This window comes from Nonomuraea sp. NPDC051191 (assembly GCF_044455665.1).
Lineage (GTDB): Bacteria > Actinomycetota > Actinomycetes > Streptosporangiales > Streptosporangiaceae > Nonomuraea.
This window is the reverse complement of sequence record NZ_JBITEZ010000006.1, coordinates 469,885-491,301: the sequence shown is the minus strand read 5'-3', so window position 1 is coordinate 491,301 and position 21,417 is coordinate 469,885. Positions and strand designations below refer to the sequence as shown.

The 21,417-nt window shown below is 73.8% G+C and carries 20 protein-coding genes; 8 read left to right on the top strand and 12 right to left on the bottom strand.

All coding sequences use genetic code 11. The features are described from left to right. The first annotated feature begins 2 nt into the window (after window positions 1–2). Window positions 3–458, top strand: coding sequence for a MarR family transcriptional regulator (locus ACIA8R_RS20215; RefSeq protein ID WP_364097995.1), 456 nt, complete (start codon window positions 3–5; stop codon window positions 456–458). Between the two features lie 25 nt (window positions 459–483). On the opposite strand, the gene ACIA8R_RS20210 is transcribed toward ACIA8R_RS20215, so the two are convergent. Further along, window positions 484–1,560 (bottom strand): hypothetical protein, encoded by a 1,077-nt coding sequence (locus tag ACIA8R_RS20210; RefSeq protein ID WP_397039695.1) that lies wholly within the window; start codon window positions 1,558–1,560, stop codon window positions 484–486. A 310-nt stretch (window positions 1,561–1,870) separates the two neighbouring features. Between ACIA8R_RS20210 and ACIA8R_RS20205 the strand changes: the two genes are divergently transcribed. Both ACIA8R_RS20205 and ACIA8R_RS20200 read left to right on the top strand, forming a co-directional pair. Next, the gene (locus tag ACIA8R_RS20205; RefSeq protein WP_397039694.1) at window positions 1,871–2,983 is read left to right on the top strand and encodes a methyltransferase; all 1,113 of its coding nucleotides are present in this window, start codon (window positions 1,871–1,873) and stop codon (window positions 2,981–2,983) included. 175 nt (window positions 2,984–3,158) lie between these two features. Next, on the top strand, window positions 3,159–3,932 hold the full coding sequence (locus ACIA8R_RS20200) for a methyltransferase domain-containing protein (RefSeq protein WP_397039692.1): 774 nt from the start codon (window positions 3,159–3,161) through the stop codon (window positions 3,930–3,932). Window positions 3,933–3,944: 12 nt separating this feature from the next. Here the strand turns inward: ACIA8R_RS20200 and ACIA8R_RS20195 are convergent, their stop codons facing one another. From ACIA8R_RS20195 to ACIA8R_RS20160, 8 genes are all read right to left on the bottom strand, one after another. Then, window positions 3,945–5,216 carry a cytochrome P450 gene (locus ACIA8R_RS20195; RefSeq protein WP_397039691.1) on the bottom strand — a complete coding sequence of 424 codons (1,272 nt, stop codon included), beginning with the start codon at window positions 5,214–5,216 and terminating at the stop codon, window positions 3,945–3,947. A gap of 1 nt (window position 5,217) precedes the next feature. Further along, window positions 5,218–5,418: a ferredoxin gene (locus tag ACIA8R_RS20190; RefSeq protein ID WP_357705436.1), complete on the bottom strand. Its 201-nt coding sequence runs from the start codon at window positions 5,416–5,418 to the stop codon at window positions 5,218–5,220. Beyond that, the gene (locus tag ACIA8R_RS20185) at window positions 5,415–6,023 is read right to left on the bottom strand and encodes a helix-turn-helix domain-containing protein (protein WP_364103704.1); all 609 of its coding nucleotides are present in this window, start codon (window positions 6,021–6,023) and stop codon (window positions 5,415–5,417) included. Before ACIA8R_RS20185 ends, ACIA8R_RS20190 begins: the two co-directional genes overlap by 4 nt. 48 nt (window positions 6,024–6,071) lie before the next feature. Beyond that, the gene (locus ACIA8R_RS20180; RefSeq protein ID WP_397039689.1) at window positions 6,072–6,458 is read right to left on the bottom strand and encodes a FixH family protein; all 387 of its coding nucleotides are present in this window, start codon (window positions 6,456–6,458) and stop codon (window positions 6,072–6,074) included. Beyond that, complete coding sequence (locus tag ACIA8R_RS20175; protein ID WP_397039688.1) at window positions 6,455–7,744, bottom strand: hypothetical protein; 1,290 nt, start codon at window positions 7,742–7,744, stop codon at window positions 6,455–6,457. The genes ACIA8R_RS20180 and ACIA8R_RS20175 overlap by 4 nt, the downstream gene beginning before the upstream one ends. Further along, on the bottom strand, window positions 7,741–8,823 hold the full coding sequence (locus ACIA8R_RS20170) for a hypothetical protein (protein ID WP_397039687.1): 1,083 nt from the start codon (window positions 8,821–8,823) through the stop codon (window positions 7,741–7,743). Before ACIA8R_RS20170 ends, ACIA8R_RS20175 begins: the two co-directional genes overlap by 4 nt. 160 nt (window positions 8,824–8,983) lie before the next feature. Further along, window positions 8,984–10,024, bottom strand: a complete 1,041-nt coding sequence (locus ACIA8R_RS20165) for a methyltransferase (RefSeq protein ID WP_364103692.1) — start codon at window positions 10,022–10,024, stop codon at window positions 8,984–8,986. Further along, window positions 10,021–11,022, bottom strand: a complete 1,002-nt coding sequence (locus tag ACIA8R_RS20160) for an ABC transporter substrate-binding protein (RefSeq protein WP_397039685.1) — start codon at window positions 11,020–11,022, stop codon at window positions 10,021–10,023. The genes ACIA8R_RS20165 and ACIA8R_RS20160 overlap by 4 nt, the downstream gene beginning before the upstream one ends. Window positions 11,023–11,256: 234 nt before the next feature. Between ACIA8R_RS20160 and ACIA8R_RS20155 the strand changes: the two genes are divergently transcribed. Then, window positions 11,257–11,475 carry a hypothetical protein gene (locus tag ACIA8R_RS20155; protein ID WP_397039684.1) on the top strand — a complete coding sequence of 73 codons (219 nt, stop codon included), beginning with the start codon at window positions 11,257–11,259 and terminating at the stop codon, window positions 11,473–11,475. Continuing rightward, window positions 11,472–12,281, top strand: coding sequence for an SGNH/GDSL hydrolase family protein (locus ACIA8R_RS20150; protein ID WP_397039682.1), 810 nt, complete (start codon window positions 11,472–11,474; stop codon window positions 12,279–12,281). The genes ACIA8R_RS20155 and ACIA8R_RS20150 overlap by 4 nt, the downstream gene beginning before the upstream one ends. A gap of 3 nt (window positions 12,282–12,284) precedes the next feature. Here ACIA8R_RS20150 and ACIA8R_RS20145 read toward each other — a convergent pair whose 3' ends face one another. Beyond that, window positions 12,285–14,147 carry an ABC transporter ATP-binding protein gene (locus ACIA8R_RS20145; protein WP_364103680.1) on the bottom strand — a complete coding sequence of 621 codons (1,863 nt, stop codon included), beginning with the start codon at window positions 14,145–14,147 and terminating at the stop codon, window positions 12,285–12,287. 189 nt (window positions 14,148–14,336) lie between these two features. On the opposite strand from ACIA8R_RS20145, the gene ACIA8R_RS20140 reads away from it, so the two are divergent. The 3 genes from ACIA8R_RS20140 to secD all read left to right on the top strand — a co-directional run bounded on the left by ACIA8R_RS20140 (window position 14,337) and on the right by secD (window position 18,688). After that, window positions 14,337–15,953, top strand: a complete 1,617-nt coding sequence (locus tag ACIA8R_RS20140; RefSeq protein WP_357705426.1) for an amidase — start codon at window positions 14,337–14,339, stop codon at window positions 15,951–15,953. Between the two features lie 80 nt (window positions 15,954–16,033). Beyond that, window positions 16,034–16,411, top strand: coding sequence for a hypothetical protein (locus ACIA8R_RS20135; protein ID WP_357705425.1), 378 nt, complete (start codon window positions 16,034–16,036; stop codon window positions 16,409–16,411). 39 nt (window positions 16,412–16,450) lie between these two features. After that, the gene (gene secD, locus ACIA8R_RS20130) at window positions 16,451–18,688 is read left to right on the top strand and encodes a protein translocase subunit SecD (RefSeq protein WP_397039680.1); all 2,238 of its coding nucleotides are present in this window, start codon (window positions 16,451–16,453) and stop codon (window positions 18,686–18,688) included. A 48-nt stretch (window positions 18,689–18,736) separates the two neighbouring features. Here secD and ACIA8R_RS20125 read toward each other — a convergent pair whose 3' ends face one another. Both ACIA8R_RS20125 and ACIA8R_RS20120 read right to left on the bottom strand, forming a co-directional pair. Beyond that, entirely contained in the window at window positions 18,737–19,720 is a 984-nt protein-coding gene (locus ACIA8R_RS20125) for an alpha/beta hydrolase (RefSeq protein WP_357709543.1), read from the bottom strand. Between the two features lie 97 nt (window positions 19,721–19,817). Beyond that, on the bottom strand, window positions 19,818–21,416 hold the full coding sequence (locus ACIA8R_RS20120; protein ID WP_397039679.1) for a GMC oxidoreductase: 1,599 nt from the start codon (window positions 21,414–21,416) through the stop codon (window positions 19,818–19,820). Between the last annotated feature and the right edge of the window lies 1 nt (window position 21,417).

Below are 21,417 nucleotides of genomic sequence, written 5' to 3'. Positions count from 1 at the left end.
GTGTGCCGAACACCCCGGACCCGTCCGACGCCGGCCGGCTCTACCGCCGTTACCTGAGCGCGGTGATGCTGCACGGCCACGCCGGCGCCAAAGCGTGCGGCCTGGGCGCCACCGACCTGTACGCCCTGAACATCCTCGAACTCGCCGGCCCGATGACCCCCGGCGAGCTCGGCACCCGCACCGGCCTGACCACCGGCCCGACCACCCGGCTGATCGACCGGCTGGAACAGGCCGGGTACGTCCGCCGCGTCCCCGCCCCCGACGACCGCCGCAAGGTGATCGTCGAGCCGGTCGGCAAGCCCGCCGAGCTCGACGAGGTCATGGCCCCCGTCCGGCGGAAGATCGGCGACATCCTCGCGGAGTACCCGGCCGAGCACCGCGACGTGCTCTTCGACTACTTCGACCGGGCCGCCCGCGCCTACCAGGAGGCCGCCGAGCAACTGCGCTCCGGCTCCTGACCCGGCTCCTGAACCGGCTTCGCGGTCAGCGGAAGTCGGAGATGCGCAGCACCGCCAGCATGTCCGTCGCCCGCGAGCCGGTCGAGAAGGACGCCTCCACCCCGACCCAGCCGCGGAAGGCCCCCGTGTCGTCGATGATCTGCATCAGCGGCTTGACGTGGGAGTTGCCCGTGTAGCAGAACTCGCCGCGCTCCATCGCCAGGCACGTGCACCAGTGCCACAGCGTGTCGCGGCGGTCGGACTTGGAGATCGTCGTCAGGTAGTACTGGATCGAGCTGACGTTGGGCCGCGTCCCGCCGCCGAACTTGGGGCAGCCGCCCGACTTCTGGCACGCTCCCCGCGAGGACGGCTGCAGGTAGGTCAGGCATGAGGTGGTCGACTTGCAGGCGCGGAAGGAGGAGAGGCCGAACGGCTGGTCGCCGGCCTTGACCAGCGTGCCGCTCGCCCAGCTCGTCAGGTCCTGCCGGAGCGAGCCGGGGAAGGCCCGCACCGAGCTCATCGCGCGCCGGGTGCCGACCGCGGCGTTGCTGCCGTACCCGTAGCCGTGCGTGGCCAGGCTGCTGGCCTTGAGGTCGAGGCGGGCCAGCTTGCCGTCGGGCGAGGTGCGGACGTACCACTGCTCGGTCCAGGTCTGGGCGATCTTCCACCGGATGGTGAGCACGTTGCCCGCCAGCGTGTACGTCCCCGTACGGGTCTCGCTCGGCCCGCCGGTGTAGCCGCCCGCGGTGAGCACCTCGCAGCCGCGCGGACGGGTGGCGACGCCGCCGGCCTTCGTCGTGCAGCTCGGGTCGGGCACGGTGCCGGTGCGCTGCCTGGCCTTGGGGAAGCGCTGCCACCACAGGTACAGGGCGGCGCTCACCGTGCCGTTCGCGGCGAAGCGGTAGGTGCCCAGACGCACCCAGTTCTGCCGGGAGGCGGCCTGGAGATGGCCCTGCGAGACGACGAAGGTGGACTTGCCGCCCGGCAGCGACGCTGCGGCGGCCGAGGAGGTCGCGGTGGACGTGGTGGACGCGGTGGACGCGCCGGTGACGGCGGTCACCGGCTGGACGGGCAGGAGGGCGAGGGCGAGCACGAAGGAGAGGACTGCCGCTGCGGTACGCATGGAGATGCTCCGTAGGCTTGCGGGCGTTGGCCGATCGTCAACGGCCCACCGTATTCCGGCCTGACCGGATCTGTCCGGGAAAGCGGTCAAGAGGATCCTGACAACGCTCGACGCGCGCCCGTGAGGGCCACCCCCTAGGATGAGGGGGTTCCCGATCCCACGAGGAGGTTGATCATGTCGTTCCCACCGCCCGGCATGGTTCTCGGCGACGCCCCGGCGCGCACTTCCTCGCGGGAGGCCGCCACAGGCTGATCCACCGCGTCGAAGTGCTCTTCATGACCATCACTGGTTCGATCATGAGGAGCCCTGAGTGCTCGAGATCCGCTGGACCGAAGACGGCGAGGCCCGGTCGGCCCGCTGGCGTTCCGAGAACGGTTCGCCGCCGCCCGCGCGCGTGGTGATCGCCGACGACCGGCTGGCCGCCGCCACCGCGTACCGCCTGGCCTGCGAGGGCACGGCACTGCTGTGGCGCGGCGACTTCCACGCCGCCCGCCGGCTGCTGCGCGCCATGGCACGGCGCGCCGACCACCACCCACCCCCGCCCGCCCCCTCGCTCGCGCGTGCCTTCCACCAGCAGCGCCAGGCCCGTTCCCAGCGGGCCGTCGTGCTGGGCCGGCTGCTGGTGCCGCTCGACCCGGACCACGCCGTCCCCCTGCGGCGTGCCCCCGACGTGCGGCGCGCCTGCGCGGAGGTCTACGGCCCCGGGACGGAGGCGTCGGTGACCTCGCTGCGCGAGCTGCTGGGCATCGTCGGGGCCTACGAGTGGCGCAGGAGAGGCGTCGAGGTGCCCGCCCTGAACGACCGCGTCCATCCCCACTACGGCGTCTTCTCACCGGTACGCGGCGAGTACGTCGACCTGGTGGCCAGGGCGCCGCTGGTCTCGCGCGCCGGGGCATTCGACGTCGGCACCGGGACCGGCGTGCTCGCCGCCGTCCTGGCCCGCAGGGGCGTCCGGCGGCTCGTGGCCACCGACCGCGACCCGCGCGCCGTGGCCTGCGCCCGCGACAACCTGCGGCGGCTGGGCCTGGACGGCCGGGTCGACGTCCTGGACGCCGACCTCTTCCCGCCCGGACGCGCGCCGCTCGTCGTCTGCAACCCCCCGTGGTTGCCGGCCAAGCCGGCCTCGCCCCTCGACCACGCGGTCTACGACCCCGGAAGCCGCATGCTGCGCGGCTTCCTCGACGGCCTGGACGAGCACCTGGAACCGGCGGGCGAGGGCTGGCTGATCCTGTCGGACCTGGCCGAACGCCTGGGGCTGCGGACCCGAGCCGAGCTCCTGTCCGCCTTCGCGACGGCGGGCCTGCGAGTCGTGGGCCGCCTCCAGGCCAGGCCCCGGCACCCGCGCGCCTTCGACGCGTCCGACCCCTTGCACGCGGCCCGCGCGAGCGAGATCACCTCCCTGTGGCGCCTCCGCCGCACCTGACCCACCCTGCCCGGTCCGCACCGCGCCGAGCCGCAACCGGACCGACCCACCCGCTGCGCACCGCCCGGCTCCCGCCCTCCTGCTCTGAGGGCCGGGGGCCGTGCGGCCCGGGGGCTGCACGGAACCTTCACCTGGTGTGCCGGGGATCTGCGCACTCGTCTGGTTGGCTGGGTTCATGATCGACATCGACCCCGCCTCCCGCCCCGACCCGATCGCCTACCTCGACCACGTCGCCTCGACCGACGTCGGCAAGGGCTACAAGCGGCAGGTCCTGGACCTGCTGGACCTGCGGCCCGGCCAGACCGTGCTCGACCTCGGCTGCGGCCCGGGGACGGACCTCGCGGCCATGGCCGACGCCGTCGCCCCCGCCGGACGGGTGATCGGCCTCGACCGCGACCCGGTGATGGTCGCCGAGGCCCGCGCCCGCCTGGCCGGACGGCCGCTGGTCGAGGTGCGCCCCGGGGACGTGCACGCGCTGCCGGTCGCGGACGGGAGCATCGACCGGGCCCGTACCGACCGGGTGTTGCAGCACGTGGACGACCCGGCGCGGGTGCTGGCGGAGTTCCGCCGGGTGGCCCGTCCCGGGGCGCGGATCGTCATGGCCGAGCCCGACTGGGAGGGCCTGCTGATCGACTCGCCGCGCCCGGACGTGGGCCGCACGCTGACCCGGTTCATCGCCACCGAGATGATCCGCCACGGCACGCTCGGCCGGCGTCTGGCCCGGTTGTGCGTGGAGGCGGGCCTCGCGGTGCGGTCGGTGGTGACGGTCGCGCCCGTCTTCCAGGATCTGGCCACCGCCGACCAGGTCCTCGGCCTGCGCCGCAACCTGGTCAGGGCCGCCGGCGCCGGGTACCTCGAACCCGGCGCCGAGGAGTGGTTCGACGACCTCGCCTCCCGCCCCTTCCTGGCCTCGGCCCTGCTGTTCCTGGTCACGGCCGAGGTGGATTGAGCGTCGGGCGGGTCAGCCGATGCGCAGCGGCAGGGTGCGCGGGCCGCGTACCTGACCGGGTGCCCAGGTGACGGCGTCGGGGTCGGCGAGGGTGAAGGTGGGGATGCGTTGGAGCCAGACGTCGAGTGCGGTGCGGAGTTCCATGCGGGCCAGGTGGGAGCCGACGCAGCGGTGGATGCCGAGTCCGAAGGCGGCGTGGCGGTTGATCTCGCGGTCGATGCGGATGTCGGTGGGGTGGTCGAAGTGGGCGGGGTCGCGGTTGGCGGCGGGGAAGGAGAGCAGGATCCAGTCGTCGGCTTTCATGTCGACGCCGTTCCAGTGCATGTCGTGTTTGACGAGCCGGGCCATGGTGACGGGGGCGTAGGCGCGCAGGAACTCTTCCATGGCGGTGGGGAGCAGGGTGGGTTCGGCGACCAGGCGTTCGCGGTCCGCGGGGGTTTTGGCCAGGTGCCACAGGGACGCACCGATGGCGCTCCAGGTGGTGTCGATGCCCGCGATCAGCAGCAGGGCGATCGTGCCCGCCACGTGCCCGGCCTCCAGCTTGTGGCCGTACAGCTCGGCCTCGACGAGGTAGGTCGTGAGGTCGTCGCGCGGGTGTTCCACGTGGTCGCGGATCTGGTCCAGCAGGTAGTCGAAGAGCCGGCCCATGTTGGCGGTCCGCTGTTCGGGCGGCAGGTTGACCCCTTCGAGGGCGTTCTCGATGAACTCGCGGAAGCGCGGGCCGTCCTCGGGCGGGAAGCCCAGCATGTCGGCGATCACCCGCATCGGGATGTGCTGGGCGTAGTCGCGGGCCGCGTCCACGACGTCCTGGCCCTCCAGGCCGTCGATCAGCTCGTGGCACAGCGCCCGCGTCGACTCCTCCCGCCTGGCGACGGCCGTCTTGGTGAAGGCGGGCAGCAGCAGCTTGCGGGCGTCGTGGTGGAAGGGCGGGTCGGACGAGATCGGCGGCGTGCCGCCCACGGGCGCGCTCTCGCGCGGCGGACGGAAGTTGCTCATGATGATCGAGCGCGAGGAGAACCGCTCGGTGTCGTAGGCGACGGCGGCGACGTCCTCGTAGCGGGTGGGCAGCCAGCCGCCGCCGAACCGGTCGGTGTGCGCGATCGGGCAGCGCTGCCGCAGGTCGTCCTGGATGGGGTACGGGTCGGCGGCCCACTCCGGCTCCAGGTGGGAGAAGTCGGTGGCCCAGTCCGAGACCGGCCCGGTGACGATCTCGCTGCGGGTGCCGATCTCCTCGTCGTCGCCCGGCTCGCCGAAGTTCTTGACGAAGCGCTCGTCCACGCTCATGTCACGCCTCCCCGAGGAGGTCGATCGCCCGCTCGGGGCAGTTGGAGACGGCCAGCCGCGCCGTGCGCTCGTGGTCCGGCGTCACCGCGCCGTCGCCGAGGACCGTTCCGTAACCTTCGTCGTCCTCGCCGAACAGGTCGGGGGCGAGGTCGTAGCAGCGGCCATGTCCCTGGCAGCGCCCGGGGTCGATCTGTGCTCTCACGGCGTTCCTTCGTGCGGTGGGGCGGGGGAGAGGGCGGCGACGACGCGGATGAGCAGCCTGGCCCACTCCTCCTCGTCCACCTGGTGGGGGTCCGGGGCGATGAGCGCGCTGCCCATCGCGAGCAGGAGGCAGAAGTGGGCGACGGCCTCCGGTGACAGGGCGTGGTCGAGCTCGCCGCCGTCCTGGCCGGCGCGGACCAGGCCGGCCAGCCAGTGGGCGCGCTCGCCGACGTAGTCGCGCATGGGCAGGGCCACGTCCTCGTCGCGGCGGGCGGCGACCAGCGCCTCGACGATGAGGTCGCCGCCGGCGTCCCGGGGACGGGGGAGCCGGCGGCCGACGGCGACGAGCAGGTCGGCGACCGGACGATCGGGGTCGTCGGCGAACAGTCCGGCCAGCAGCCGCCGGCCGTGCGCGCCCAGCGCGGCCACGAGCAGGCCGGCCTTGGAGCCGAAGTGGGCGTACAGGGCGCCGTTGCTCACCCCCGCCGCGGCGGCGATGTCGGCGACGCGGGTGCCGTCGTAGCCGCGCCTGGCGAAGACGTCCGCGGCGGCGCGCAGCAGGCGTTCCCGCGTCTCGGCGGCGGTGACGCCGGCGATACGTCCCATGGACGAATTAAAAGATCGTTCATTTCATTCGTCAAGAGTCGGGCGTCTTCATCCCGTGATGGGCGCCTTGACCACCAGCACCTCCTCTCCCGCCGCGCCGTTCAGCCGGACCGACAGCTCCCACACCCCGGCCATCGGGAACAGCTCGCCCTCGGCCACGTAGCGGCCCGGCCCCTGCGCGTCGGCGACGATCTCCGGAGTCGAATGGCCCATGCCGGGCATCACCGTCGACAGCGTCACCGTCCGCGGCTCGCCGGAGGTCACCTGGACCTCGGCCGTGACGCGGCCCGTCGTCGGCCTCGGGACCACGACCGTGACGGCGTACCGCGTGCCGGCGCTGGTGAGGGTGAGCGGGCCGGGCGCCGAGCCGCGCACGTACAGGAACACCGCCAGGGCCGCCGCGAGCAGGGCGGCGACGGCCAGGATCCGCCTCATCCGAGAGCCTCCGCGACCTCGACGGTGAAGGGCACGGTGACGATCCGGTCGCCGGCCGCGTACTGGGCCCAGGCCAGGTAGCGGCCCGGGGCGGGGAAGCTGAAGGTGAAGCGCAGCCGGGGCGCGGGCACGCCCATCTCGTGCACGTGGCCGAAGAACGTGCCGTCCTGGCTGCGCACGATCAGGTGCCCGGACATGCCCAGCCACTGCCGCGGCGTGACCCCGATGCCCACCTCGATCGCCGTCGGACGCCCCGCGACCGGCACGGACGGCCGCAGCACCGGCGTGATCCCCGTGGCGGGCGGCGTGGGTAGCACGGCAGGCGCGTGCCCGGCGACCCGGAACGCGCCGTCGAGCAGCTGGCCGCCGGAGTCCTCGCGTTCCAGCTCCGCGTAGGCCAGGAACCGGCCCGGCCGGTCGGCGCGCAGCCGGACCTCCAGCCGTCCCGGCGCGGTGCGCAGCGGGTGCAGGTGCCGGAAGTACGCGCCGTCCTCGCTGGTGACGACCACGTGGGCGAGCGCCTCGTGGTGCAGGACGAGATCGTCCACCGGGTGCCCGGTCGAGCCGTCGGTGAGGTCGAGGCGCAGCGTGAACTCCTCGCCGGGGGCCGGACTGGCCGGGAGGGTCGTCACCCGTCCCCGCGCGAAGGGTCGTCCGGCCGCCGGCGCCCCCACCGCCCGCGTGTCCACCGTCGGGACGGCGCCGTCGGGCGGCGGAGGCGGCAGCGCGGGCTCGAACACGACGACCATCGCGGCCACCGTCACCGCGGCCGCCGCGCCCCCGGCCAGCAGCATCGCCGGGGTCCTGCGCGACAGCACCCCGGTCAGCAGGCCGCCCACCAGCAGCAGCCCGGCCACGAGCAGGCCGCCGTAGATCAGGAACTCGCCGGCGGAGCCCCGGTCCACCAGGACGCGGAACGGCAGCACGGCGACCTCGCCCCCCGCCGTCAGCCTGAGCTCGTGCGGCCCGGTGCGCTCGACCGGGAGCTTGACGTACCGCGGGGTGGCGGACGGCTGCGCGGTGGCCGTCACCTTGTGGCCGTCCTCGACCGAGCGCACCTCCAGGCCGACCGGCGGCCCGGTCGCCGGCTCGTAGGCGATCACGCCGATCAGCAGCGGCCCCGGCACCCGCGACGTGCCCTTGATCACGACCGTCAGCTCGGCGCCGGCGATCGTCTGGGCGAAGCGCAGGTCCGCACCGGCCGTGACGTTGTGAGCCGCGGCCGGTGCGGACCCCGCGAGCAGGAGTACGGCGACGAGACACAGGACCCGGAGCGGCCGGATCATGCCCGTCCGGCGTCGGCCGCGTCCGCGGGGAGCGCGTTCGGCAGGAACAGCGCACCGAGCGCCAGGCCGATCAGCCCGGCCACCACCGGCGCGCCGGTCCACAGCTCGGGCACCGCGGGCAGGCCGCCACCGGCCGCCGAGGCGACCCCGATGTAGAGCGACCAGGTGACGAAGGCCGACAGCCCGGCGAAGGCCCAGTAGGCGCCCCGCCGCGCGCCGGACGGGCGCAGCAGCCGGATCAGCACGTCGCTCGCCAGGCCCGCGGCGACGAACGTGAGCAGCGTCGGCACGTTCTCGAACGCCGTCTGCGCGCCGGGCATCAGGACGGCGACCGTGTACATGACGGTCACCGCGCCGAAGGGCAGGTTCCACCGCCGGACCAGCAGCAGCACCGGGGTGAGCAGGATGACGTTGCTGATGACCATCGCGGTGGCCAGACGGTCGGCGCCCGCGTCCTCGACGCTGGAGAACGCCTCGACGATGTGTGCGGACCGGTACTGGAGGGCGTCGCCGTACGACAGGAACAGCGACACCAGCGTGGCCGCGAACGCGAGCCCGGCCAGCGCCGGGAACAGCCGCCGGAGCGAGGGCCGCACGCCCGTGTCGGGGGCGTTCCAGGCCGAGCGCAGCGGTGTGGTGATGATGAGCAGCATGGTCACGATCAGCCCCAGGTGGGACGGGCTGAACAGGATGTCGACGCTCGTCTCGATGCCGAGCACGGTGTGCCAGGTCATGTCGGCCAGCCCGAAGAGGGCGAACGCCGGGATGGCGACCAGCCCGGCCAGATAGCCCTGGGGAACGGCGGCCAGCCCCTGGCGGCCGAGCCGCACGTTGCGGAACACCTGCCAGATGATCCAGCCGGACACCGCCGCGAACCCCGAGTAGAAGGCCGCGTGCCACGGCGTGAAGAACGTCTCCAGGTCGCTGCGGTTGCTGTGCGCCCACGCGTCGATCATCAGCCCGACGCCGAACCAGACCCCCAGCAGCGCGGTGACGAGATCCGTCCGGAGCGGGACCCAGCCGCGCGGCTCCCCAGAGTCCGCAAGTAATCGCCGAATGCCCGTGTTGCTCTCTGCCACTTCGCGTCTCCCTTCTTCCATGATCGAATACTTGCAGAAGCCGCGAAGTGGCGGGAAGACCAAGATCGCCATCACCGAGCGGCCCGGGCCCCCGCCCGTGGCCGCCAGTCTCATCGACGGACGCCGGACGCGCGCGACGGCGAAGGGTCCACGCGGGGGCTCATTCCGTGGCGGGGCGCTGCCTGGCCACCACCAGGTGCAGCCCGTGGGGGAGCGGATCGGTGCGGGCGACATGCAGCCCCGCGGCCCCCAGCAGGTTCCCGACCTGGGTCAGCGTGCGTTCCTGGCCGCCGCTGAACAGCGTGAGCATCTTCATGTCCAGCGCCACCGCCGACGTCGGCGAGCGGCGCGGGTCGTCGTCGAGGACGGCGTCCACGATCCACAGCTCGGCGCGGCCGTCCATCAGGGCGGCGAGCCGCGCCAGCAGCTTGGCGGCCTGCTCGTCGGGATAGTTGTGCAGGATGTTGCCCAGCAGGTACAGGCCCGCCCGGGGCAGCGGGTCGGCGAACATGTCGCCCTCGGCCACGGTGATGCCCGCCCGGCCGTCCAGGTGAGTCCGGGCCTGGGCCGCCACCTCGGGCAGCTCGAACAGCACGCCGCGCAGCCGCGGGTGGGCCGCCAGGATCGTGGCCAGGACGATGCCGGTGCCGCCGCCGATGTCGGCCACCGCGTCCACGCCGGTCAGGTCCTGCCCGGCCAGCGCGCGGGCCACGGTGACGCTGCGGGTGGCCATGAACTCGTTGAACAGGGCGCCGGCCGCGGGCCGGGTGCCCAGCCAGGCGTAGGGGGAGTCCACCTGGTGGAGCTCCAGGGCGGCGGGCTCACCTGTGGTGATCGTCCGGTGCAGCAGGTCGGCCGAGTCGCGCCACAGCTCCTCGCCCCACATCAGCGCCGCGGGGGCCAGGGAGTCGTCCCGGCCGCTGGTGAGCAGGTCGCCCTCGCCGGTGAGCAGGTAGCGGCCGCGGGCGTCCCGCTCGACCAGCCGCAGGTGGTCCAGCGTGCGCAGCAGGCGGCCCAGCAGCGTCTCGTCGGGACGCCCGGTCCCGCCCGCGGCGATCTCGTCGGCCAGCTCGTCCACGGCGCACGGCCCGGCGGCCAGCAGGTCGAAGACCGACAGCCGCAGGGCGGCCCGGACGGCGGCGTACAGGATGAAGTCGTCGACCAGGCGCAGCACCCGCGCCCGCTCCGGCGTCTCGCTCATGGGTTCCCCTTCCCCGGCTCCCAGGCCGGCCGGACGATCATGCTCTCCGCCCGCAGCGGCGCGGGCAGGTAACCGAACCTCACCATGGTGTCCACCACCGACTGCAGCCCTTCGGGCTCCAGCGCGGCGGGGAACGTGCCGAGCGTGATCGTCGGCAGGACCTCGCGCGGGATCTTCGTGTACGTCCCCAGCACCCCGGTGACCAGCGTCCGGTCCCGGGCGTCGAGCTGGGCGTGGGCCATGGCCCGCTGGAACCCGGCCACGGCCCGTGGACGGGCGCTCGCGTACGACGCGGTCGTGGCCCACCCGGCGATCGGCCACCCGGCCGGGACGTTCGCCATGGCGTCGCCCAGCGACCTGCCGCCCTGCCGGGCGTAGGCGGTGATGAACGGCTCGGTCATCCAGGCCACGTCCACCGTGCCCGCGGCCAGCGCGGCCGGCATGTCGGGCAGGGGGAGCTCCTTGAACGCGACGTCGTCCGCCGACAGCCCGGCCGCGGCGAGCACGGTCTCGGCGCTCAGCGTGCCGACCGACCGCAGCGTGGCCACCGCGACGCTCCTCTTCACGCCGCCCGACGGCCGCAGGTCGCGCACGCTCCTGATCGGGCTGCCGGGCGCCACGAAGAGCTGGAACGCGCCCGGCGCGGCGTGGTAGGCGTCGGCGACCAGCTTCAGCCGCCCCGGCTCCCGCCGCTGGTACAGAACCGCGGTGACGTAGTTGACCAGCCCGAACTCCAGGGCGCCGCCCTTCATCCTGTCGATCGCCGGGCCGCCGCCCTGCACGACCACCGGCTCGGCCGACAGCCCCTCGGCGGCGAAGTAGCCGCGGTCGCGGGCGATGTAGACCAGCGCGCTGTCGGGGATCGGGATGACGCCGATCCTGATCTTCTCCAGCGGCGCGCCGGAGCCGGTGACCCCCGGGGCGCCGGGCGCGGCCCCGCCGCAGCCCGCGGCCAGGGTGACCAGCAGGAACAGCAACATCGGACGTAATCGTCTCACGGTTCTCCCTTCGAGGTCCGCCGCCGGCCCTCGCTCCCGCTGGCGGCCTGGACACGGGTCGGAACCAACGCCCTTGAGTGCACCACCGGGACGCCTGCCTTGCAACGTCCGGTCAGAACGGGAATGGCGCCGTGTCAGAAGCGGGCACCGCTGTTGACCCGGGTCCCGGCTCGGCATACCTTCCGAAAGAAAGCCGCGCTTCCCGGCGAGCACTGGGTCGACACCTGGACCTCGATGCCGCAGCTCACCGAGCCGGGCACCATGCCGCCGTCGCCGTACACGCAGGACGGCCTGGTGCTGGCCGACACCACCCTGCGGCAGACCGTCCGCGTCTCGGCCGGCGGCAAACGTGTACGGGTGCGCTTCTCCAACGCCTTCGGCGGCGCGCCGCTGCCCATCACCCGGGCCTCCGTCGCGTTCCCGCGCTCGCGCCCCGCTCGGTGCTGTCGGTGACCGTGCATCTCGCCGACGGGCAGGCGTCGAACGCCCTCACCTCCCACCCCGGCTCCAGGACCACCTCCTACCTGGCCCGCGGCGACCAGACCGAGGCCGCCGACCTGACCGGCGCCACCCCGGTCGACCACTGGTACCTGCTCAGCGCGGTCGAGGTGCGGGCCGGACGGTCCACCGCCGCGCTCGCCGTGCTGGGCGACTCGCTCACCGACGGCAGGGGCTCCACCACCAACCGCAACGACCGCTGGCCCGACCAGCTGCTCGACCGGCTGCAACCGCGCCTGCCCGGCCTCGCGCTGGCCAACCAGGCCGCCGGCGGCAACCGGGTGCTGCACGACGGCCTCGGCCCGGCCGCCCTGGCCCGGCTGGACCGCGACGTGCTCGCCCGGAGCGGCCTGGCCTGGCTGATCGTCTTTGAGGGCGTCAACGACAGCGGCACCGCCCCCGCCCCCCAGGCCGCGCAACGCCAGGTCGCCGACGACCTGATCGCCGCCTACGACCAGATCGTCACCCGCGCCCACGCCCAGGACCTGCGGGTGTACGGCGCCACCCTCACCCCCTTCGGCGGCAACGCCTCCTACGACGACCCCGGCGGCTACCGGGAGGCGGCCAGGCAGCAGGTCGACGAGTGGATCCGGACGAGCGGCATGTTCGACGCCGTGATCGACCTCGACCGCGCGGCCCGCGACCCGGCCGCCCCCCGCAACCTGCTGCCCGCCTACGACGTCGGCGACCGCCTGCACCTGAACCCGGCGGGGTACAAGGCGCTGGCCGAGGCCGTGCCGTCCGGGCTGCTGCGCCGCTGAGGATCAGCGGTAGGCGGCGGCCTGAAGGGTGTAGAGGTCGGCGTAGAGGCCGTTGAGCGCCATCAGGGCCTGGTGGTCGCCCTGCTCGGTGACCTTGCCGTGGTCGAGGACATAGATGCGGTCGGCGTACCGCACGCTGGCCAGGCGGTGGGTGATGAGCAGGACCGTGCGGCCCTCGGAGTGATCGCGGATGCGCTCGAACAGGGCGTGCTCCGCGCGGGCGTCGAGGGCCGCCGTGGGCTCGTCGCAGATGAGCAGGTCGGCGTCGCGGTGGAAGCCACGGGCCACGGCGACGCGCTGCCACTGGCCGCCGGACAGCTCCTGGCCGTCCTTGAACCGGCGGTCGAGCAGCGTGCGGTAGCCGTGGGGCAGGCCCGCGACCACCTCGTCGGCGCCGGCGACCGAGGCCGCCGCGACCAGGGCGGCCTCGCCCTTGTCGGTGCCCATGGTGATGTTGTAGCGGGCGGTGAGCGGCCAGCGGGTGTGGTCCTGGGCGATGACGGCCGTGCGCAGGCGCAGCTCGTCGGGGGGCACGTCGGTCAGGTCGACGTCGTCCCAGGAGACGCCGCCGGAGTCGGGCTCGTACAGGCCGGACAGGATCTTGGCCAGGGTGGTCTTGCCTGAGCCGTTCTCGCCCACGAACGCGATGATCTCGCCGCGCTTGATCTCGACCGTCACCCCGCGCAGCGCCGGCTGCTCGGCGCCCGGATAGGTGAACGTCACGTCGTCGGCCACGATGCGCTCGAACCTCTCGGGCACGGCCGCCGGGCGGGCGCCGGGCACGCGGCGTTCGGCGTCGGCGCAGAACTGGAGGAAGTCGGTGAAGTAGAGGCCGTCCTCGTAGAGGCGGTTGGTGGCGTAGAGGAGGTTGGCCAGCGACGTCTGGCCGGTCCTGATGGCCAGCACCGCGGTGCCGGCGACCGCCAGCGGGATCGCGGCAAGGGCCAGCAGCAGGCCGAGCGCGACGTAGACCAGGGCGGTGCCGAGGCCGCCGAGGGCCTCGCCGACCAGGCGGGCCAGGGTCTGGCGTCTGGCCAGGACGAGCAGGACGTCCTGCTCGGCCTTGGCGACCGCGTCGTACATGCGCAGCAGGAAGCCGCGCATGGTGAACGAGCGCACCTCGGCGGCGGGCTCGCGGTCGGCCAGCAGCTCGGCGATGATCCACTTGCGGCGGCGGGCGGGGATGAGGGAGTACATCGTCGAGTAGCGCATGCGGGCGCCGCGCACGGTGGCCCACGCGTCGGGCAGCACGGCCAGCAGGAGCAGCGGCAGCAGGACCGGGTGCAGCACGCCCAGCACGCCCGCCGCCGCCGCGATGCCGACGGCCGCGGTGACGACGTTGATGGCCGAGCTGACCACCGAGCTGGCCACGCTGACGCCGCGCTGGTTGGCGCGTTCGAGGCTGTCGTGGAACTCCGGGTCGTCGTAGGCGACCAGCTCCACCTGGCTGGTCAGGCCGTAGAGGCGTTCCTCGGTGTGGCGGGAGATCTGCGGGGTGAGGCGTGACTGGGCCCAGCCCGCGCCGGCCTGGACCACCGTGCGCAGCACGGCGGCCGCGCCGACCAGGACGAGGCTGGGCAGGGCGGCCAGCACGCGGTCGGGGGTCGGGCCCTCGCTGAACAGGGCGCTCAGCACGCCGGTCGTGGCCAGCAGGCCGAAGGCGGTGAACAGGCCGCCGAGGAGGTTGAGCGCGATGGTGGCCACGGTGTCGCGGGGGCCGGCCCGCCAGGACATGCTCATCGCCTGGGCGACGAGCGAGGGCAGGCGTCTGGCGATGGTCAGGAAGCCGACCTCGGCCATCTTGTCGTTGTGGGCGTACCAGTCGGAGATGGTGATCTCACCGAGTTCCAGAGGCTCATCGGGCATGCGCTGAGTGTGCGGGCGGCCACCGACGGTTTCCGCCTCCGCGGCCGGCAGGGTGACAGGACGGTGGCCCGGACGCCAGCCGCCTGTCCACGACCCGCCAGACAGGGACGCGTCACGCGGGCAGCCCGCGAGAATATATACGAAGTGGAATATTTTCCAGCGAAAGCATTCTGGCTAGGCTCGACAGCCATGACGCTCATGAAGCCCGCCCGCCGAGTGGCCGCCGCGCTCGCGCTCGCCCTCGCCGCCGGGTTAACCGCGGCCGCCCCCGCGCACGCGCGCGAGGCGGCCCCTATCCCTGCCGTCGCCGGTACCGTCCTGCGCGGCCTGGACCTCGACCGCGCCACCGTGCTCGACCTGCAGCGCGCCATGGACCGCGGCCGCTTCGACGCGGTGACGCTCACCCGCTTCTACCTCGACCGCATCCGCGCGGTGGACCCGCTGCTGCACGCGGTCATCCAGACCAACCCCGCCGCGCTGCGCGAGGCCGAGTCCAGCGACCGGCGTCGCCGCCGCGGCGCGCACGGACCGCTGGAAGGCGTCCCGGTCCTGCTCAAGGACAACATCGACACCGCCGCGCCGCTGCGCACGACCGCCGGCTCGCAGGCGCTGCTCGGCTCCCGGCCGGGCGCGGAGGCGTTCCTCGTCCAGCGGTTGCGCGCGGCCGGGGCGGTGATCCTGGGCAAGGCGAACCTGTCGGAATGGGCGAACTTCCGCTCCAGCCCGTCCTCCAGCGGGTGGAGCGCGGTCGGCGGGCAGACCAACAACCCCTACGTCCTGGACCGCAACCCCTGCGGGTCGAGCAGCGGCTCGGCGGTCGCCGCCGCCGCCACACTGGCCGCGGTCACCATCGGCACCGAGACCGACGGCTCGATCGTCTGCCCGGCCGGGATCAACGGCGTGGTCGGCATCAAGCCCACGCTCGGGCTGGTCAGCCGGGCCGGCGTGGTGCCGCTGTCGTCCCGGCAGGACACCGCGGGCCCGATCACCAGGAACGTCACCGACGCCGCCGCCGTGCTCTCGGCCATCCAGGGGCCGGACCCGCGCGACCCCGCGACCGTCCCGGGCGGCGACCGCGACTACCTCAAGGCCCTGCGGCCCGGCGCGCTGAACGGCGCCCGCGTCGGCGTGTGGCGCTCGGTCGCGGGCGACAACCAGGAGGTGCGCGCCGCCCTGGACGCCACCGTCGCCACCCTCAGGGCCCGCGGCGCGACCGTCGTGGACGTCGAGCTGGAAGGCATGGACGAAGCCGGCGAGGCCGAGTTCCCCGCGCTGCTGACCGAGTTCAAGCACGACCTGAACGCCTACCTGGCCGCCACCCCCGGACGGCACCCCGCCGACCTGGCCGGGCTGATCGACTTCAACCGGCGGCACGCCGGGACCGAACTGCGCTACTTCGGGCAGGAGATCTTCGAGCAGGCGCAGGCCACCACCGGCGACCTGGACGACCCCGCCTACCGCGCCCTCCGGGACAAGGCCACCACCCTGGCCCGCCGCGCGATCGACTCCGCGATGGCCGCCGGCCGCCTGGACGCGCTGCTCGCCCCCACCAACCACGCGGCCTGGCTGACCGACCTGACCAAGGGCGACGACTTCACCGGGTTCGTCGCCTCCTCCGCGCCCTCGGCGATCTCCGGGTATCCAGCGGTCACCGTCCCGGCCGGTTACGCCAGGGACGTCCTGCCGCTCGGCGTCACCTTCTTCGGCGGGCGCCTGTCCGAGCCGTCCCTGATCGCCCTCGCGTACGCCTTCGAGCAGGCCGCTCAGGTCCGCAGGCCGCCGACGTACTTGCGCACCCTGCCCTGAGCGGCCCGGCGGCGGGCTACGGTAGGGACGACGACGGCCACCACGGCCAACCACGGCCACCACGACGGGAAGGAGGCGACGTGCGCACCAGGCTGCCCGCCGCCCTTCTTCTCGTCCTGTCGTGGCTGCTTCCCACGATCGGCCAGGCGGCCGGTCACGGGACCGGGCCCGGGATCGGGCACAGCCAGGTCGCCCCGCAGGTCGCGGCGATCCGGGCGGCGATCGACCAGGCCGCCGCCGTCCAGCTCGGCTCCACGCCGCCGCCGCCTCCGCTCGCGCAGATCAGGCACGGCGGGCACGACCAGGCGGGGCCGGGCGGCCCGGCGCTGCCCGCGGCCGCCCCGGCCCGCCTGCCGCAGGTCTGGTCGGCCGTCGTACGGCGGCCCGGCTCCCGCGCCGCCGCCGACCGCCCCCAGGGCGCGGCGGCGGCCCGCGCGCCTCCCTCCACGGTGCTCTGAAGATCCCCTCTTCCGCACACCTGAGCCTGTGGAGGCTTCATGTCACGTGCGCCCATGTGGCGCGCGCTGGCGGCGCTGGCCGTCATCGCGACCTCGATCATCCTGTCCCTCACCGCCACGCCACGCCTCGGCCTCGACCTGCGCGGCGGTACCCAGCTCGTCTTCGAGGCCAGAGACTCCCCGACGGTCCAGGCCGACTCCTCGGCCACCGACCGCGCCCTCGACGTGCTCCGCCGCCGGGCGGACGCGCTGGGGGTCGTCGATCCCACCCTGGTCCGCTCCGGCGAGAAGCGGATCATCGTCGAGCTGCCCGGCGTGCTCGACCCCAGCAAGGCGGCCGAGGTCATCGGCCGTACCGCACAGCTCGCCTTCCACCCGGTCACCGGCCCGGCGAAGGACGGCGACGCCACCGCGCTGCCCGACGAGAGCGGCCGCCCGCTCGCGCTCGGCCCGGCGGCGATCAGCGGCGACGGCGTCAGCGACGCCGCCGAGCGCAGCGACCCGCAGCAGGGGCCCGGCTGGTGGGTCACGGTGGACTTCCGCGACGCCGACGCCTGGCAGCAGATGACCGGCGCGGCCGCCTGCCAGCCGGAGGGCGACCCGAAGCGGCGCGTCGCCATCGTGCTCGACAAGAAGATCATCTCCTCGCCGCAGCTCGACCCGTCCGTCGCGTGCGGGACCGGCATCCCCGGCGGCAGCACCCAGATCACCGGGTCCTTCACCCACGAGGAGGCCCGCGACCTGGCCGTGCTGATCAAGGGCGGCGCGCTGCCCGTGCCGCTCGACCTGGTCGAGCAGCGGACGGTCGGCCCCACGCTGGGCGAGGCCGCCGTCGAGGCCAGCGTCAAGGCCGCGATCGTCGGGCTGGTGCTGACCGCCCTGTTCATCATCGCGGTCTACCGCCTGTCCGGCCTGCTGGCCACCATCGCGCTGATGTGCTACGGCCTGATCTCCTACGCCGCGCTGGTCGCGATGGGCGCGACCTTCACGCTGCCCGGACTTGCCGGGTTCGTGCTGGCGATCGGCATGGCGGTCGACGCCAACGTGCTCGTCTTCGAACGCGCCAGGGAGGAGTACGGCCTGGCCCCGGCACGCGGGCTCGCGCCGGCGCTCAACCGGGGGTTCAAGAACGCCTGGAGCGCCATCGCCGACTCCAACGCCACCACGCTCATCGCCGCCGGGCTGCTGTTCTGGCTGGCCTCCGGGCCGGTCAAGGGGTTCGGCGTGACGCTGGCGATCGGCGTGCTGGCCTCGCTGGTGTCGGCCCTGCTGATCACCCGCGTGCTCACCCAGGCCGTCGCCGCGCGGATCGGGCCGCGCCTGTCGGGCCTCGCCTCGCCCGGCGCCGTCAGGACGTGGCTGGCCCGCCGGAACCCCCAGCTCATGAAGGCCAGGAAGGTGTGGCTGGCGGTCGCGGGCGGCCTGGCCGTCGCGGCGCTGGCCGGGCTGTTCACCCGCGGGCTGGACTTCGGGGTCGAGTTCACCGGCGGCCGGCTCGTGGAGTTCGGCACGTCCAGGCCGGTCGAGGCCGACACGGCCCGGCGGCTGGTGAGCGAGGCCGGGTATCCGGGCGCGGTCGTGCAGGCCACCGGCGACGGCGTGGCCGTACGCGCCGGGCAGCTCGACCCGGCCAAGGTCCAGGCCGCGCTGGAGGGGCAGGCCGGCGAGGTGACCAAGCGGCGTGACGAGTTCATCGGCCCCACGCTGGGCGAGGAGCTGCGCCGCAACGCCGTCATCGCGCTCGGCGTGGCCGTGGCGGCCCAGCTCGTCTACCTGGCGGTGCGGTTCCGGTGGACGTTCGGCACGGCGACCGTGCTGGCGCTGCTGGTGGACCTGGCCGTGGTGATCGGGCTGTTCGCCTGGCTCGGCAAGCCGGTGGACGGCGTGTTCCTGGCCGCGATGCTGACCGTGGTCGGCTACTCGGTCAACGACAAGGTGGTGGTGTTCGACCGGGTGCGGGAGCTGTGGGCCGCCCGCCGCACCGCGCCGCTGGCCGAGGCGGTGAACACGGCGATCCTGCAGACCGTGCCGCGGACCGTCAACACCGGGCTCGGCGCGCTGTTCGTCCTGGTCGCGCTGGCCGTCTTCGGCGGCGACTCGCTGCGTGACTTCGCGATCGCGCTGGTCACCGGGATCGTCGTGGGCACGCTGACCTCGTCGTTCGTGGCGGGCCCGGTGGCCATCGGCCTGGCCAGGTACGACCGCCGTCCGGCACCCCAGCCGCCCGCGCCCAAGGCCGCCCGGCGGCCCCGCGAGGGCTCGGGAGCGGTGTTGTGACCGGCGCCGCGGGCCCGCCTCGCGCGGGCGGGCCTGCGGCGTCGCGGGTCAGAGCCGGGCGAGCCAGTCGAGCAGGATGGCGTTGACCTCGGCGGGCCGCTCCTGCTGGACCCAGTGGCCGCAGTCGTCCAGGAGACGGGAGGAGACCAGGCCCGGCAGGGTGGCGGGGAAGGCGTCGATCGCGGCGGAGAGCCATCGGGTGGTGGCGTCGTCGGCGCCGCCGACGAACAGCGAGGGCTGGGTGACGGGCGCGCCGTCGTGGGGCGCGAGGTCGGCCCAGTCGCGGTCCATGTTGCGGTAGCGGTTGAGCGCGCCGGTCAGGCCGGTGCGCTCGAACTCGGCGGCGTAGAAGTCGAGGTCGGCCTCGCTCAGCCAGCCGGGCAGCGTGCCGTCCGCCGGGAACCGGTCGCGCATCCTGCCGCCCGGGGCCACGAACAGCGGGTGGGGCGCGTCCGGGCCCGGCATGGTCCCGGCGGACAGGGCCGCGTACGTGCCCGCCAGCCAGCCCCGGACGTCCGGCTCGATCTCGGCCTCGGCCCGGCCGGGCGTCTGGAAGTAGCTGACGTAGAACTCGTCCGTCCCGCCCATGGCGGCGAACACCTCGGTGGGACGCGGCCCGCCGCGCGGCGTGTACGGCACGCTGAGCATGGCGACCGCGCGGAAGACGTCCGGCCGCAGCAGGGCGCTGTGGGCCGCGATCGAGGCGCCCCAGTCGTGGCCGACGATCACCGCGGTCCGCTCGCCCAGCGCCCGCACCACCGCCACGCCGTCCTCGACCAGCTCGGTCATCCGGTACGCGGCCACGTCCGCCGGCTTGGACGAGCGGCCGTAGCCGCGCACGTCCACCGCCACCGCCCGGTACCCGGCGGCGGCCAGCGCCGGGAGCTGGTGCCGCCAGGAGTACCAGGACTCGGGGAAACCGTGCACCAGCAGCACCAGCGGCCCCTGCCCCGCCTCCACGAGATGGACACGGCCGGCGGGGGAGGGCGCCAGGCGGTGGACGCCCTCGGCGACCGGGGTGGGCTGTGACATCGTTCCTCCACGCACGTGTGTCCTGGTCTGTCACCAGGATCATGCGCGGCCCGTGCCGCGGCCCGCCAACTCCGTTGCCGTTTCGGCAAACCCTGCGCTAAAGGTCGGTGGCGATGATCTTCTCGATGTTCCGCTCGGCCAGCGCCGTGATGGTGACGAACGGGTTCACCGTGGTGTTGCCGGGGATCAGCGAGCCGTCGATGACGTACAGGCCGGGGTGTCCGGCCAGGCGGCCGTAGTTGTCGGTGGCCCGGTTCAGCACCGCGCCGCCGAGCGGGTGGTAGGTGAGGTGGTCGCCCCAGATCTTGTACACGCCGAACAGGTCGGTGCGGTAGATCGTCCCCTCCTTGGAGTTGATCTTGTCGAAGATCGTCTTCGCCATGTCGATGGACGTCTGCTTCCAGGCGGTCTGCCAGCTCAGGTCCACCTGGCCGGTCGCGGCGTTCCAGGAGAACTGCGCCCGGTGCGGGGTGTTGGTGATCGACAGGTAGAACGAGGCGTACGTCTCGATCCCGGTCGGCAGCGGCGCCACCTCGGCGAACGCGCCCCCGGCCGTCCAGTTGTCGATGCCCGCGCACGGGATGGCCGACTGCAGCTTGCCGGTCGGGTCCCACAGGTGGTTGGCCCGGCCGCACATCACGTTGCCGTTGTCGCCCCAGCCCTTGCCGACCTCGTCGTTCAGGCCGGGCAGCGCGCCGGTGGCCTTCAGCCTGACCAGCAGCTTGCTGGTGCCGACGCTGCCCGCGGCGAAGAAGACCCGGGCGGCCGTGACGGTCTTGGCGGCGGTGACCGAGCCGTCGGTGGCGAGCTGGTCGATCCGGACGGTGTAGCCGCCGCCCGCCGCCGGGGCGACCGAGGTGACCCGGTGCAGCGGCGAGATCGTCACCTTGCCGGTCGCGCCCGCCCGCGCGAGGTAGGTCTTCTGCAGGGACTTCTTGCCGTGGTTGTTGCCGTACAGGATCTCGCCGGCCAGCGCCGACTGGGGGGCCGTGCCGGCCGCCTCCTGCTTCATGTAGTCCCAGTCGTACACGTCGGGCACGAAGGTGAACGGGAAGCCGGAGCGCTGGGCGTGCTTGCGGCCGACGCGGGCGTACTGGTAGCACGCGGTGGTGTCGAACCAGGCCGGGTCCACCAGGCCGACGCCGAGGCCGGAGTTGGCGCGCGGGTAGTAGACGCCGTACATCTCGTCGGCGTCGACCGACGGCAGCACCGAGGCGAAGTTCTCCCGTTTGGGCGTGACGGCCATGCCGCCGTTGACCAGCGATCCGCCGCCGACGCCGCGGCCCTGGTAGACCGTGATGCCGGCGAACTCCTCGGCGTCCAGGATGCCGGTGTAGCGAGGGATGTCCCGGTCGATGGGGAAGCCGAGGAAGTAGTTGAGCGGCGCCTTGGTCCTGGTACGCAGCCAGTACGAGCGGTAGTCGGGCTCGCGCGTGTTGCAGAAGATCTTGCCGTCCGAGCCGGGCGTGTCCCAGGCCATGCCCATCTCGATCATGTGCACCTCGACGCCCGCCTGGGCCAGGCGCAGCGCGGCCACCGAGCCGCCGTACCCGGTGCCGATCACCAGGGCGGGGACGCGGGCGCCGTCCGCGATCGGGCCGGCGGCGACGGCAGCGGCGGCGGCGCGGCCGGGCAGGGCGGCGGCGCCCAGGAGGGAGGCGGTTCCGGCGATGAAGGTGCGGCGGCTGGGGTTCATG